Origin of the sequence: Flavobacterium sp. CG_9.1 (assembly GCF_015751645.1) — a bacterium.
In the GTDB taxonomy this organism is placed as follows: domain Bacteria; phylum Bacteroidota; class Bacteroidia; order Flavobacteriales; family Flavobacteriaceae; genus Flavobacterium; species Flavobacterium xanthum.
Genome location: NZ_JADOVC010000013.1, coordinates 25656 through 40165, shown reverse-complemented (window position 1 = coordinate 40165; position 14510 = coordinate 25656). Strand labels below are relative to the sequence as shown.

The window sequence follows — 14510 nt, the reverse complement described above, 5'->3', positions numbered from 1 at the left end:
ACCTTTAAAAAAAAATAAAATGGAAACTCAATCCTATAAAAATCACATTAAGTTCTATCCTCCACATCATTTTGTCTATTATCCAATAATTATGACTTTATTGGGTTTCAGCATCTACTTTACCTTTACCACTCAGGATCAACTCCTTTGGGCTTTTATCAGCATTATTTTTATAGTCCTTTTTTGCCTTGCCTTTATGTTACGACAACATTACGCACTAACGCTACAAAACCGAATTGTACGTTTGGAAATGAGGTACCGTTATTTTTCTATAACAGGCAAAAGATTAGAGGATTTTGAACATCAACTAAATGATGATCAATTATTTGCTTTACGCTTTGCACCTGACATGGAGTTTATAGCATTAATGCAAAGAGCACTCAATGAAAATATTTCAGGAAAAGAAATCAAAAAAGCGATTCAACATTGGAAAGGAGACTACGAGAGAGTTTAATATTCTAAAATAATACTACAAATTTATCCAGAATGACGGTTTAGAATTTTGTTACTTTGTTGCAAATTCTCTCCATACAAACTCGAATTTAAAACTCCTAAATGCCAGCATATTTTCTAGATATTGAATACAGTAAGATTACTTATAGCGAGGAAGAAGTCAATTTTAAGGAATTTGAGTGCTGTACGTTTACCAATTGTAATTTTTCCAGCTGTGTTTTCGTAGCAGTAACTTTTATTGATTGCACTTTTACTGATTGTGTTTTTAGCGATGCAAAAATTAATTACGTAGCTTTTAGAACCGTCACTTTCAATCGTTGTATAATCAAAGACGTTAATTTTTCGATGTGCGATAAATTAATTTTCGAAATCGCCTTTAACAATTGTACTTTGGATTTCTCTAAATTTTATACGCTAAAACTAAAAGGAACCTCTTTTATCAATTGTAGCCTTATAGCGGTAGATTTTATGGGAACAGATTTAACTGAAGTCCTTTTTGAAAATTGTGATTTATACCGTTCCGAATTTGCAAAAGCAATTGCCAACAAAGCTGATTTTAAAACTAGCTATAATTACACAATTGATCCCAAAATAACAAAGTTAAAGAAAGCTTTTTTTTCTACAGAAGGGCTGAAAGGATTATTATACAAACATGATATTGTAGTTGAATAAATCTGCTTAAGAAATTATTTTTCCATCTTCCATGGTAATAATTCTTGTGGTCCTATTAGCAAAATCAGTGTCATGTGTAACTACTAATAAAGTCTGATTTTCTTCCTGGGTAAGCCTATTAAAAATATCAAATACCAAGTCACTATTTTTCTTGTCTAAATTCCCAGTCGGCTCATCCCCCATTATTATCAAAGGATCATTAATCAATGCGCGAGCAATTGCCACCCGTTGCTTTTGACCACCGCTTAACTGATTGGGCATTTTCAGTGCTTGATCTTCCATATCGAGCGTTTTTAAATGCTTCATCGCACGATTTTCTAGTTCTTGATCTGAATATTTACCTAATTTCATCCCTGGAAGCATGACATTTTTTAGAACATTATATTCTGCCAATAAATAATGAAACTGAAATACAAAACCTATTTTTTCATTTCGGATCAAGGCTAATTCTCGATCTGTCTTTCCTGTTACAAGTTGGTTATGAATGTAAATTTGACCGTCGTACGCTGTATCCATCGTGGAGAGCAAGTATAATAAAGTCGATTTCCCACAACCAGACTTGCCTACTATTGACACAAATTCACCATAATTGATACGCATTTCAATTTCTTTTAAGACCTGAAATTTTACGGGATCGTAAAAATATTTACTCAAGCCTTTTGTCTCTAATATAACATTATTTTCCATCTCTATTTTCCCCTGATAATTTCAACTGGATCTATTTTACTGGCTTTTAGCGCAGGAAAAAGTCCAGCAATAGTTGTTGTGAATAAAGCAAAAGTAATCCCAATTCCATAATACAGTGGATTGTAATTAATAGGATATGTTTTCACGGTAGGTAGCGAAGCGGTTTCAAATGGAATAATATCGATAATCGAAGAGAAAATATAGCCAAATAATAAACCAAATAAGCCACCAGCAAGTCCAATAATTATAGAAAGTGAAATAAAAATCCATTGCACATCATTACCAGAAAATCCTGTAGCTTTTAAAATGGCAATACTATCCATTTTTTCATAAATCATCATGTTCAGAATATTATAAATTCCAAAACCGGCAACAATAAGTAAAACAACACCAACGGCATAGGAGATAATACTTCGCACTGTACTTCCAGTTTCAAACTGAGAATTGGCTGTTTGATAATCAATTGTATCAAGATTGAAGGTATTCCTAAACTCTTTTGCGACAGCAGGCGCGGAAGTCCTATCGTATAAATTTATCTGAATATCCGTGATGTAATTCGTAGATTCTCCCACTATTTTTTGAGCTGTAGCCAATGAGGTATAACTCATTACATTATCAATCTCCGCAATTCCAATTTCAGAAATACCAACGATTTTTAGCGAAGCTAGATTTCCTTTGGAGGTGGTAATTTTAATTATATCACCCTTGGAAAGTAACATTTTATCAGACAAACCCTTTCCTATAATAATACTATTGTTCTGAAGCAAATCCGTCACATTACCGTCTACTATATAATCACTTATTTTAAATAATTTTTCTTCAGAAAGCACATCAATGCCGTTAATTACACCACTGATTTCGATTGTTCCAGAATTAAAAAAAACAGGGGAAGTCACTTTTGGCGCAACATCTATAACCCGGGTATCTTTTTTTAAAACAGCTATAATTGTTTTGCTGTTGTAGATGGACTTACCAATATCTTTTGGTTTTATAGAACGTATAAAATTGGTTTTGTTCTTAAATTCTTTTGACAAAAAAATAGGTTGATTTTCTGAAGGCTTTATTTCATTATACAACAGCACATGTGGTGTTCTGTTGAGCATTAATCCATCTAATAAATCATTGAGTCCATTCATAAAACTCACTAAAGCAATAAACATAGCAATGCTAAAAGTTACTCCAACTGCCGCAACAATGGTTTGCTTTAAACGAGCTTGAAGCAAATGAAATGCAATATTTAAAATAAGTTTAAAGTTCATTATTGAGGTTTGTAAATCATTTCATCCGCATTTAATCCCGATACTATTTCTACTTTCTGATAATCGCTCAGACCTGTTTTTACTGCTCTTTTTTCATCTTTATTTACTAAAACATATTTACCTTCAATTAAGAACAGTTTTGGAATGGTAATGGTATTTTTCTTGGTTTGAATAATAATATTAGCTTCTGCTGTAAGATTTGGATAGAGTTTTAAAGGTGGTTTCATGAAATGGGCTTCGATTTTAAAAGTACGGGAACGCTCATCCATGATGGGATAAATTTTATCAATAATTGCATCAAAAACTTTTCCTTTGTAACTGTCCATCGTTACAAGAACTTTCTGACCTGTTTGTATGCGAACCATATCATTTTCGTCAACTTCCAACTCCAACAAAAAAGAATTGGCTTGACCTATTATCGCTAAGGCAATTTGAGGTGTAACCAAAGCCCCTTCTTTTACCAAAACATCAAATAACTGTCCTGAGAACGCACTCTTAATACTGAAATCATTTTGAGATTTTTGATTGAGTTGTAAGTTAATCGCATTTTTACTTTGATCATTTTTCAATTGAGCTCTAAGTTGCGTCAATTGTTTTTTAGTCGATTCATAATTGATTTTCGAACTTTTAAACGCTAATTCGATTCTTTCAAAATCAACTTCTGAAATCCCACCTTGGTTTATGACATTTTTATTTCGGCGGTAAATGGATTCGTCTACCGTTAATTTATCTCTAGCAGACTGAACTTTCATTTCCATTTCAGCCATTTTATCTTGAATATAGCGGCTGCTTTCTAAACTTAATTGGTAAGCCAGTCGTGCATTTTCAGTGTTCAGTTCCGCTTTTTCGCTTTCCAACTCAAATAGTCGTTGTCCTTTGCTAATAGATTGACCCGCAACAACATTTACTTTTAATAATGTTCCGTTTACAGTGGAATAAACAGTATACTGGCCATCCGCTTTGATAACGCCAGATGCATAGACACTTTCGGTCACTTCTCCAATGGTTGGCTTAATTTTTTCCGTTTCTTCTTTAGAACAAGAAACAAAACTAAAAGCTAGTAGGTAAAATAGTAGTCGTAATTTAAAACTCATTTCGTTTCTAATTTAACTTGATAGATTATGGTCTATTATTGCTATAAATATACGAAATTATCTATTTTTAAGTAAATTTTTTAGGTACTAATTACATACAAAAATAAATGCGTAGGAATAAGAAAACGTTAACCTACAGCGCTTTTTCCATTTTGTAGTCTTCCATTTTATAACCGCCATACCCTAACTCAATATCTTCCTCGGCGACGATTTCAAAACCTATTTTTTTGTAAAAAGAGAGTGCTTTGTTAAATTTATTGACATTCAAAGAAATAGCAACCGAATGATTTTGTCTTGCTAAATTTTCAATTGTATCAATCAAGAACTTCCCTGCTCCTTTTCCTTGAGCTTCCGGAAGCAAGTAAATTTTATGGAGCCTTGTTACTTCTTGGTTTAAATAACGGTGTTCATAAGAAGCAAATCCAAGACAAACTCCATCTTCCTCTACCAATAGAAAAAGATGTCCTTTTTGGTTTAAATTTTCGAGTAAAGCTTTTTCGGAATAGAACAAATCAAGCATATAATGAATCTGTTCCTTTGACAAAATACTACCATAGGTGACAGGCCAAGTTTTAGTTGCGATGTCTTGAATCGTTTTAAAATCAGTAAAAGTAGCTTCAGATATTGATAACATTGTAATAGAAGTAGCGGATTAATTAAGTTTAAAGCAGCTTTGCTTTTGTTGTGAAAGTATAAAATTTTGCAACTGCATTTGGTTTTCCTGTGGTATTTAAAATCTTAAGTTGGTGGTCGACAATTCGATTACAAGTTGCTAGTCTCAATTTTAAATTTAACCATTTAGAATCACATTTCAATCGCTGAAAGTACACGCCACAAAAATGACATTTGCTGCTTATTTTATAATCCTTGCATTTCGATTTTTACACTTATTTAAAAAAAGTGCTCGTTTTTGACGCTAGTTCTCTTCTAAAAATATGGAACTAATCCAATTAGTTTTATAAGTACTATAAACCAAAAACAGTTTTAAGCATTAAGTGGAATTTAATAAAATTTACCATCCAGAAAACTATTTTATAAAGTTTCTACATAGCCTAGCCCATTTTGAATCATCGCCAATTTTAAAATAATCTAAAATTTTGATGTGTTCGTATTTACAAACTATAAAAAAAGGTTTCTTTGTTTAAACCTGAAGACTGATACTGCCAGTCCATATTTACTACGTCTTTAATTACCTTTTTAAGTTTAGAAAAATCATTCGGCTTTTTTATATAAATATTAGCGCCTTGTACAAAACTATCTTCAATATCTTTTTCTGACGAGGAGGTTGAATATATTGCAATGGAAACATCTATGAACCGCGAATTTGATCTTATTTCTTTAAGACATTCATGTCCTGTTTTACAAGGCATGTTCAAATCCAAGAATAAAATATGAGGCAACTTATTTTCCAGATTTTCCAGATAATCAATTAAAACTTTACCATCTTTAAACGAGGTCAGTTTATAGTCCATTTTTAGTTCGGCTAAAGCTTCATTAAAAAGTTGCAAATCCTCTTCGTCGTCATCTGCAATCAAAATATGAATTCTATCTATTTTATTAATCATAAAATTAATGGTTTGGAATATTCTATTTAATCTTTTTCTTTGATAAAAGTCTTTTTTTATCCACTATTCTTTTAAACATGGAAGGCGTTAATCCAGTTACTTTTTTGAATTGTGTTGATAAATAGGCCACGCTACTATAATTCAATTCATAAGAAATCTCTGTTAAACTTAATTTCTCAGCTAAAATTAATTTTTTGGCTCTTTCAATCTTTTGAATTATAATGAAATTCTCGACTGATGTATAAGTATACTCCGAAAAAAGAGTGGTGATGTATCCGTATCGTAAATCTAGCTTTTCAGATAAATACTGCGAAATCGTCGTACTTGGAAATTTATCTTTTTCATAAATAATTTCGACAATGCTATCTTTAATGGTTTGTATCAATTGTGCTTTTGGATTATTAATAATGTGAATGGCATATTGATCGAGTTCCAACTGTAGTTTTTCGAAAGTCTCTAAGGATACATCATCATTAATCTCAATTTGACTTAAGCCTAAAATATGGTATTCTATCTTTAATTTATCTAAGTGGTCTTCTAATATTCTTTTGCAAGCAATATTTCCATCATAATTATAATTGAGCTTCATTAAGTGAATAAGTTATTGAACATTAATTAAATTTTATAAAAGTAGACCAAAAATCACGAATCGATACCTTTTAATACATATTAGTAAAAGAAAGTCACAATTAAGCCAACAAGCGAAGCGCAATTTCAGAATAGGAGTAGTATAAATTGACTAATTAAAAATAAAACTTATCTTACTTACCCATGAATCGTTTCATTTTTACCATAATTTGCAATAACCGATTCCTCAAATTCCAGCCACTCTCTCCAGCGTTTTTCTACATCAATTCCTACTCCATATTTCCGAGCATAAGTAATAAAAGTGGTATAATGTCCTGCTTCACTTTCCATTAAATCTCTATAAAATACAGCTAATTCCTCATCTTGAATATTTTCTGAAAGCACTTTGAATCGTTCACAGCTTCTAGCTTCTATCATAGCGGAAAACAATAACCGTTCCACTAAAGCCGAAACTCTACTTCCTGTACCACTTTTTTTCATGTACAAATACAGTTCATTCACGTAATCGTCTTTGCGCTCGCGTCCTAATTTCAATCCACGTTTGATAATTATGTTGTGTACTTGCTCAAAATGATCAATTTCTTCTTTGGCTAAAGCCAATAAATCTTTTACTAAATCTTGATGTTCTGAATTGTTTGTTATAATCGTTATGGCATTTGTAGCAGCTTTTTGTTCACACCAAGCGTGATCGGTTAAGATCTCTTCGATATTTTTTTCTACAATATTAACCCATCTAGGATCCGTAGGTAATTTTAATCTTAGTACAGACATTGAAAATTTGTTTAAAGTTTAAAAAAGTTTAAGGTTTAAAGAAAAAGGTTTAAAATTAAAATTTAGAGACCAATTACATTATTTAAATACCTAATAGTATTTAATAATTGTTGATTCCAAAACTTTAAACTTTAAACCTTAAGCCTTAAACTAAAAAAATTAGTATACGAAAATAGCTCTTTCGCTCATCATTTCGTTTACTTCATTGGCTACTGCTTCGATAACCTCTTCGTTAGTGTGGTCCAATAATACTCTGTCGATAAGAGCAACAATAGTTTCCATATCCTCTTCAACTAGACCTCGAGTGGTGATTGCTGCTGTTCCTACACGAATTCCTGAAGTCACAAATGGAGATTTATCATCAAAGGGAACCATGTTTTTATTAACTGTTATTTCTGCTTTGACTAATGCATTTTCAGCATCTTTTCCAGAAATATTTTTATTTCTTAAATCAATCAACATCATGTGATTATCCGTTCCACCAGAAATGATTTCGTATCCTCTTTTTACAAAAGCATCTGCCATCGCATTAGCATTTTTTTGCAGTTGTAAAGCATAGGTAAAAAATTCATCTTTCAATGCTTCACCAAAAGCTACTGCTTTTGCAGCAATAATGTGCATCAATGGACCTCCTTGATTTCCAGGGAAAACAGCTAAATCCAATAAAGAAGACATCATTCTGATTTCGCCTTTTGGAGTTGTTAAACCAAATGGATTTTCAAAATCTTTACCCATCAAGATTAAACCTCCACGAGGTCCACGTAATGTTTTGTGTGTTGTAGTAGTTACAATGTGGCAATGAGGCAATGGATCATTCATCAAACCTTTGGCAATTAGTCCCGCTGGATGCGAAATATCAGCCAACAAAATAGCTCCAACACTATCAGCAATTACTCTGAAGCGCTCAAAATCCATATCACGAGAGTATGCCGAGGCACCTGCAATAATCAATTTTGGTTGTTCTTTTGTTGCTATTTCTTGAATTTTATCATAATTTAATCTTCCCGTTTCCTTGTCTACACCATAGAATGAAGGAGTATACAAACGTCCCGAAAAATTCACTGGAGAACCGTGAGTTAAGTGTCCACCATGAGACAAATCAAAACCTAAAATTTTGTCTCCCGGTTTAATACACGCGTGGTAAACCGCTGTGTTAGCTTGAGAACCAGAGTGAGGCTGCACATTAGCATAAGCAGCTCCAAATAATTCTTTGGCTCTGTCAATTGCAATTTGCTCCACAACGTCAACTACTTCGCAACCGCCGTAGTATCTTTTGCCAGGATATCCTTCAGCATATTTGTTCGTTAAAACTGAACCAGCCGCTTCCATTACTTCGTCACTTACGAAGTTTTCTGAGGCAATAAGTTCTAATCCGTGAATTTGTCTTTCTTGTTCTTCCAGAATAAGGTCAAAAATTTGTTCGTCGCGTTGCATTTTTTTGATTTTCGTTAATTTGATGCAAAAATACAAAAAAACGTTTGGTTAATAGTTAGATTATAATATATTTGACGAGTAATTTTTTAACAAATTAATTAACAAAATATGCCGATAACAGCTAACGATACCAATAGAAAATCATGGCTTGAAGTAGATCCGAACAGTGATTTTCCCATTCAAAACATTCCGTTTGGTGTTTTTCTTACAAAAGAAAACGTCGTAACCGTAGGGACTAGAATAGGAGATTTCGCCATTGATTTAGGCGCTTTGCAACAATTACATTATTTTGAAGGTATTGAACTGACCGATGATATGTTCATGCAGGACACTTTGAATGACTTTATTTCTGATGGACAAAAAACATGGCGTTTGGTTCGAAATCGAATTGCAGAAATTTTTGATGTAACCAATCCTAAATTACAAGGTAATGCAAAAGACAAAGACATTATCATTTTCAATTTAGAGGATGTTGAAATGCAGTTGCCTGTATTGATAGGTGATTACACTGATTTTTACTCCAGTAAAGAGCACGCAACTAATGTAGGGAAAATGTTTCGTGATCCAGAAAATGCATTGCTACCTAACTGGCTTCACATTCCTGTGGGATACCACGGTAGAAGTTCTACAATAGTTCCATCTGGTATTCCGGTTCACCGTCCCATGGGACAAACGTTACCAAATGGCGAAACTACACCAGTTTTTGGCTCTTCTCGTTTAGTGGATTTCGAATTGGAAACCGCTTTTATTACCACTGATGTCAATATAATGGGTGAAAATATAGCCGTTACAGAAGCGGAAGATTATATTTTTGGAATGGTTTTACTGAATGACTGGAGTGCGCGCGATATTCAAAAATGGGAATATGTGCCACTAGGACCGTTCTTAGCTAAGAGTTTTGCAAGCTCAATTTCTCCTTGGATTGTGACAATGGATGCTTTGGAACCATTTAGAACTAAAGGACCAAAACAAGAACCAACTCCACTGCCCTATTTACAACAAAAAGGAAAGCATTCTTTTGATATTAATTTAGAAGTAGCCATTCAACCTGAAAAAGCAGAACCGACGGTAATTTCACGTTCAAATTTTAAATACATGTACTGGACAATGAGCCAGCAATTAGCACATCATACTTCTAATGGGTGTCGTGTAAATTCAGGAGACATGATGGGTTCAGGCACTATTTCAGGACCTACTGCAGATAGTTTTGGTTCCATGCTAGAACTTACTTGGGGAGGAAAAAACCCAATTAAACTAAATGATGGAACAGAACGTAAGTTTATCAATGACAATGACACTGTTATTATGAAAGGTTTTTGTCAAAACGGACATGTAAGAATTGGTTTTGGAGAAGTTTCCAGTAAACTACTGCCTCCATTCGTTAGAAAATGAAATTCTAAAAAACTATAAATAAAACTCCAAAAGTGTACACTTTTGGAGTTTTTTATTTTAAACTATACACCAAAATAACCTGCTAAAATCAGTTGAATCTGGTTATTATTGCGTACCAAATTTGTTCTTGATCGCTCTTTCCACTCGCAACAAAAGCGCAATTACCATTACAATCAAAAGACTCAAACCAATATTCCGATTTGTAGTAGGATTAAAGTTTGTTACGAAACTAAAAATGCAGCAAGCACTTAATAGTAATCCCAACTTAATCATTTCTTTTGAGGAATAATTTTGAGCAAAATCCCATCTTTCTTGACTTTTCATGGCGTTTTCCGATCGGTAACCATACAGCGAATTTATTTTAGTTGGTGGAAATTTCAGCATAATAAAACCCACTACTGTAAAAATCAGTCCCGTCATAAATGGAATTAAAAATAAAGGGTTTTCAAACATGGAATATTTATTTTGTATTTCTCGATAATTCGCTTGCAACAATCCAAATGTACTACTTAATTCATCACCCCAGAGCCCAGATAGCAGCGAAAAGCTTTATGCAGCCGAAGGTTTGTTTTTTGTTGCTCTAAAAGAGCGACCAAAGGAAGCTCCTTTTAGGGCTTACAAAAACAGCCTGATGCCAATAAACTTGCAACGAATAGCTGGAAGTAGCTCCATTAAAATTAGAATCGTTTTCGTTATATTTTGACTAATAAAATTATGAACCTCTAATAATTTTCTTATTTTTGAACCACTTTTGAAAGATACAAATTGATACAAACTTGCTAAAAAGGAATGCTTATGAAAAAAATTACGCTGTTATTATTCTTGTTTATCCTTGTTTCAGCATGCGGTGTCAAGCAAATCCAAAACTTATTAAGTTCTGGCAATTATGATCAGGCTATCGAAAATGCAGTGTCTAATTTGCGTACTAATAAAGATAAAAAAGGCAAACAAGACTATGTTTATTTGCTAGAAGAGGCTTTCGCCAAAGCAAAAGAACGGGATTTGAATTCCATAAATTTGCTTGCTAAAGATGCCAATCCAGCGCAATTGGAGAAAATGTATACTATGTATTTACAATTGAATCAACGGCAGGAAACCATCAAACCGTTGCTTCCGCTAAAGCTACTTAGAGAAGGCAGAAACGCTATTTTTCCGTTTGACAATTACAACGATCAAATTATAGATAGCAAAAATGCATTATCAGGGTATTTATATGCCAATGCTAAAAAATTAATGGCAACAACGGACAAGATGAACTTTAGGAAAGCGTATGATGACTTAGAGTATTTGAACCAAATAAATCCAAATTACAAAAACGTAATACAGCTGCTGCAAAAAGCACAATTTAAAGGTTCTGATTATGTTTCGGTGTATACCAAAAATGAAACCAACATGATTATTCCTGTTCGGCTTCAAAATGATCTATTGGACTTCAGCACATTGGGATTAAATGACAAATGGACTGTTTACCACAGCAATAAGCAAAAAGGAATTGATTATGATTATGGAATGGTAATCAATTTTCGCCAAATCTTTATTTCACCAGAGCAAATTAAAGAAAGGGAATTTGTGAAAGAACGCATCATAAAAGATGGTGTCAAAAAACTGATTGACGCGAATGGAAAAGAAGTCGTTGACGAAAAAGGAAAAGTAGTTATGGTGGATAATCTTAAAACCGTAACGGCCAGGATTTATGAATTCAGACAGTTTAAATTGTGCCAAATTACCGCTAAGATTGACTATTTGAATTTAAGAAGCAATCAATTGTTACACTCTTTTCCAATCAGTAGCGAGTTCATTTTTGAGAATATTTACGCAACTTACAAAGGAGACCGACGCGCTTCTGACGACAATTACTACTCTTATTTTGACAGAAATCCAGTTCCTTTTCCTAATAGTGAACAGATGGTTTATGATACCGGAGAAGACTTGAAAGCTAAAATTAAAGACATTATAAGCCGAAACCGATTTAGAAATTAGGCTCCAAAAATAAATATCTTTTCATCGAACTCCTTGATAAATCAATTGATCAAGGAGTTTTTTTGTTCTACATTAAATCAACAATCCATTAAAATTTTGTTAGAAAAAGAAAAATAGGTCTTGTGTTATAAAAAATAGTGTACTTTTGGCTCAATGAATAACAGCAATTTAAATATAACTCCTATCTCACGGACAAACAGACCTAGTACTTCTCCCGAAGTACGGATGCTATTAGTATAGTTTCCTCAAGTGTTCTGATATATTTTTATTCATTTTTTATTTTTTCTTGTTTTGAAATCACCGCTATTTATTATTGGAGCTATCCATCCAAAAAATACTATTAATTTTTCAACATCGTATTGTTATTCAATTCGTTGTTATGCAATAGATTATAGGTCTATTGTACTAACTTTTGCTGAAAATTTATTTCAAATACAAACCTATTGCTCTTTGTTTAACTCAAAATTCAGCTCTTGAAATGAATATTTCTATCACAACAACTCAGGAAGAACATTATAAATATTCGCAGGAAATATGCGAAACTATAGAATTATCCGCCCTTTTAAGAGGTACTGGAATTGCTAAAAGAACTCCAGAATACATCAAAAAAAAGATGGAAACCAAAGATGCGGTTATCGCCTTAGATAATGGAAAATTTGCCGGTTTTTGTTATATCGAAAGTTGGCAACACGGCAAATTTGTGGCTCATTCAGGACTGATTGTACATCCAGATTACCGAAATTTAGGTTTAGCCAAAAAAATAAAATCCTTTGTTTTTGATTATTCCTTAGAGAAATATCCAGACGCTAAAGTATTTGGAATCACAACTGGTTTAGCGGTAATGAAAATCAATTCCGATTTAGGCTATAAGCCCGTTCCTTTTTCAGAATTGACGAATGATCCAAGTTTTTGGAAAGGTTGTCAAACCTGCACCAATTATGAAATCCTAAAAAGCAAAGAAAACAAAATGTGTTTGTGCACCGGCATGTTATATGATCCCAAAGAAAAACAGAAAGACCCTCCCAAACATCCGTTTAATGTCCGGATTTGGAATCGTTTGAAAAAAATTAAACAAGCTATTTTCTTAGAAAAGTAATCCCCTTCCCAATCCTACCGGAAGAGAAGGGAGTCAAGAAAGAAAAAGCAACAAATTAAGTAGAAGAACAAATAAAATTCTCTTTCGCCAGTTTTGGCTTCCCTTCCTTCGGAAGGTCACGAAGCATCGGGAGAGGATGGTAAAAAATAATAATTATGAAAAAAGTAGTATTAGCTTATAGTGGAGGATTAGATACCTCGTATTGCCTGAAATATTTGAAGAACGAAAAAGGATACCAAGTTCATACCGTTCTTATGAATACAGGAGGATTTGACGAAGCCGAACTAGCCGCAATTGAAGAAAGAGCCTACGAGTTAGGAAGTGCACAACACACGAACCTTACCATCGTAGATAAATATTATGATAAAGCGATCAAGTATTTGATTTATGGCAATGTGCTAAAAAACAATACGTATCCACTCTCTGTGAGCGCTGAACGCGTGTTTCAAGCTATGGAAGCGATAAAATATGCCAAATCGGTTGGTGCTGATGCAATTGCTCACGGAAGTACGGGTGCAGGAAATGACCAAATCCGTTTTGATTTAATTTTTCAAACCATTGCTCCCGAAATTGAAATCATCACGCCAATTCGTGATTTAAAATTATCCAGACAAGAGGAAGTAGCTTATTTACAGGCAAATGGAGTGGAATATTCTTGGGAGAAAGCGCAATATTCAATCAATAAAGGACTCTGGGGAACTAGTGTTGGCGGTAAAGAAACCTTGACTTCGAACCTTCCGTTGCCTAGTGAAGCGTATCCCTCACAATTGCAAAAAGAAGGTGAAGAAAAAGTGACTTTAGAATTTAACAAAGGAGAATTAATTGCCGTAAATGGCAAGAAGGATAAACCCTCAAATAATATTGTTGCACTTGAAAAATTAGCGAGCGCTTTTGCCATTGGGAGAGACATTCATGTTGGCGATACGATAATTGGGATTAAAGGAAGAGTTGGTTTTGAAGCTGCTGCACCCTTAATTATTATCAAAGCACACCATTTATTAGAGAAACACACCTTGGGCAAATGGCAACAGCATTGGAAAGAACAGCTAGGAAACTGGTACGGAATGCTATTTCATGAAGGTCAATTTCTGGATCCAGTGATGCGAAATATCGAAACTTTTCTGGAAGACACACAAAAAACAGTGAATGGAACGGTGACCGTGGCGTTAAAACCGTATCACTTTACGTTGGACGGAATCGAGTCGGATAATGATTTAATGAACACTGGTTTTGGTCAATATGGCGAAATGAACAATGCCTGGACCGCTGACGATGCTAAAGGATTTATCAAAATTTTAGGCAATGCGCAAAACATATTTTCATCGGTAAACAAGGAAACGTACGTGTAATAATTCTTAGTGTTTGGGCGTGACCCTCCGTAAAAACTACGGGTCGGGCTATCTGCTGTATCTTTTGTTCCGCTAACGCTTCACAAAAGGATGCCGCTTCTATCCCTCACGCACTCGCCTACCTAAAATAGTTTGAGAATATTTAGTTTGTACGTGCAAGGTCTTTCTCA

The 14510-nt window shown here is 33.7% G+C and carries 15 protein-coding genes; 6 read left to right on the top strand and 9 right to left on the bottom strand.

Annotated features, from left to right (window positions below; genetic code table 11):
- Positions 1 to 19: 19 nt before the first annotated feature.
- Both IWX83_RS08735 and IWX83_RS08730 read left to right on the top strand, forming a co-directional pair.
- Positions 20 to 454, top strand: a complete 435-nt coding sequence (locus tag IWX83_RS08735; RefSeq protein ID WP_073354143.1) for a DUF6526 family protein — start codon at positions 20 to 22, stop codon at positions 452 to 454.
- Positions 455 to 555: 101 nt separating this feature from the next.
- A complete protein-coding gene (locus IWX83_RS08730) occupies positions 556 to 1125 on the top strand; it encodes a pentapeptide repeat-containing protein (RefSeq protein ID WP_073354145.1) in 570 nt (189 codons plus the stop codon).
- Positions 1126 to 1131: 6 nt separating this feature from the next.
- Here IWX83_RS08730 and IWX83_RS08725 read toward each other — a convergent pair whose 3' ends face one another.
- The 8 genes from IWX83_RS08725 to glyA all read right to left on the bottom strand — a co-directional run bounded on the left by IWX83_RS08725 (position 1132) and on the right by glyA (position 8523).
- Positions 1132 to 1812, bottom strand: coding sequence for an ABC transporter ATP-binding protein (locus tag IWX83_RS08725; RefSeq protein WP_073354147.1), 681 nt, complete (start codon positions 1810 to 1812; stop codon positions 1132 to 1134).
- 2 nt (positions 1813 to 1814) lie between these two features.
- Positions 1815 to 3071 carry an FtsX-like permease family protein gene (locus IWX83_RS08720; protein WP_073354149.1) on the bottom strand — a complete coding sequence of 419 codons (1257 nt, stop codon included), beginning with the start codon at positions 3069 to 3071 and terminating at the stop codon, positions 1815 to 1817.
- Entirely contained in the window at positions 3071 to 4165 is a 1095-nt protein-coding gene (locus tag IWX83_RS08715; protein ID WP_196829075.1) for an efflux RND transporter periplasmic adaptor subunit, read from the bottom strand. The genes IWX83_RS08720 and IWX83_RS08715 overlap by 1 nt, the downstream gene beginning before the upstream one ends.
- A gap of 133 nt (positions 4166 to 4298) precedes the next feature.
- On the bottom strand, positions 4299 to 4799 hold the full coding sequence (locus IWX83_RS08710; protein ID WP_196829073.1) for a GNAT family N-acetyltransferase: 501 nt from the start codon (positions 4797 to 4799) through the stop codon (positions 4299 to 4301).
- 478 nt (positions 4800 to 5277) lie between these two features.
- Positions 5278 to 5730, bottom strand: coding sequence for a response regulator (locus IWX83_RS08705; protein ID WP_175542105.1), 453 nt, complete (start codon positions 5728 to 5730; stop codon positions 5278 to 5280).
- 22 nt (positions 5731 to 5752) lie between these two features.
- Positions 5753 to 6319, bottom strand: coding sequence for an AraC family transcriptional regulator (locus IWX83_RS08700; protein ID WP_073354153.1), 567 nt, complete (start codon positions 6317 to 6319; stop codon positions 5753 to 5755).
- A 176-nt stretch (positions 6320 to 6495) separates the two neighbouring features.
- Positions 6496 to 7089, bottom strand: a complete 594-nt coding sequence (locus IWX83_RS08695; protein ID WP_073354155.1) for a tRNA-(ms[2]io[6]A)-hydroxylase — start codon at positions 7087 to 7089, stop codon at positions 6496 to 6498.
- A gap of 159 nt (positions 7090 to 7248) precedes the next feature.
- Entirely contained in the window at positions 7249 to 8523 is a 1275-nt protein-coding gene (glyA, locus tag IWX83_RS08690) for a serine hydroxymethyltransferase (RefSeq protein WP_073354156.1), read from the bottom strand.
- Positions 8524 to 8631: 108 nt separating this feature from the next.
- Between glyA and fahA the strand changes: the two genes are divergently transcribed.
- The gene (gene fahA, locus IWX83_RS08685) at positions 8632 to 9915 is read left to right on the top strand and encodes a fumarylacetoacetase (RefSeq protein ID WP_073354158.1); all 1284 of its coding nucleotides are present in this window, start codon (positions 8632 to 8634) and stop codon (positions 9913 to 9915) included.
- A gap of 105 nt (positions 9916 to 10020) precedes the next feature.
- Here the strand turns inward: fahA and IWX83_RS08680 are convergent, their stop codons facing one another.
- The gene (locus IWX83_RS08680; protein WP_196829071.1) at positions 10021 to 10368 is read right to left on the bottom strand and encodes an SdpI family protein; all 348 of its coding nucleotides are present in this window, start codon (positions 10366 to 10368) and stop codon (positions 10021 to 10023) included.
- A 342-nt stretch (positions 10369 to 10710) separates the two neighbouring features.
- Here IWX83_RS08680 and IWX83_RS08675 point away from each other — a divergent pair, with 342 nt between their 5' ends.
- The 3 genes from IWX83_RS08675 (at position 10711) to IWX83_RS08665 (ending at position 14340) form a co-directional block, all read left to right on the top strand.
- Positions 10711 to 11895, top strand: a complete 1185-nt coding sequence (locus tag IWX83_RS08675; protein ID WP_196829069.1) for a hypothetical protein — start codon at positions 10711 to 10713, stop codon at positions 11893 to 11895.
- A gap of 478 nt (positions 11896 to 12373) precedes the next feature.
- Positions 12374 to 12991, top strand: coding sequence for a GNAT family N-acetyltransferase (locus IWX83_RS08670; RefSeq protein WP_073354163.1), 618 nt, complete (start codon positions 12374 to 12376; stop codon positions 12989 to 12991).
- Between the two features lie 155 nt (positions 12992 to 13146).
- Positions 13147 to 14340 carry an argininosuccinate synthase gene (locus IWX83_RS08665; RefSeq protein ID WP_196829068.1) on the top strand — a complete coding sequence of 398 codons (1194 nt, stop codon included), beginning with the start codon at positions 13147 to 13149 and terminating at the stop codon, positions 14338 to 14340.
- Positions 14341 to 14510: the final 170 nt, after the last annotated feature.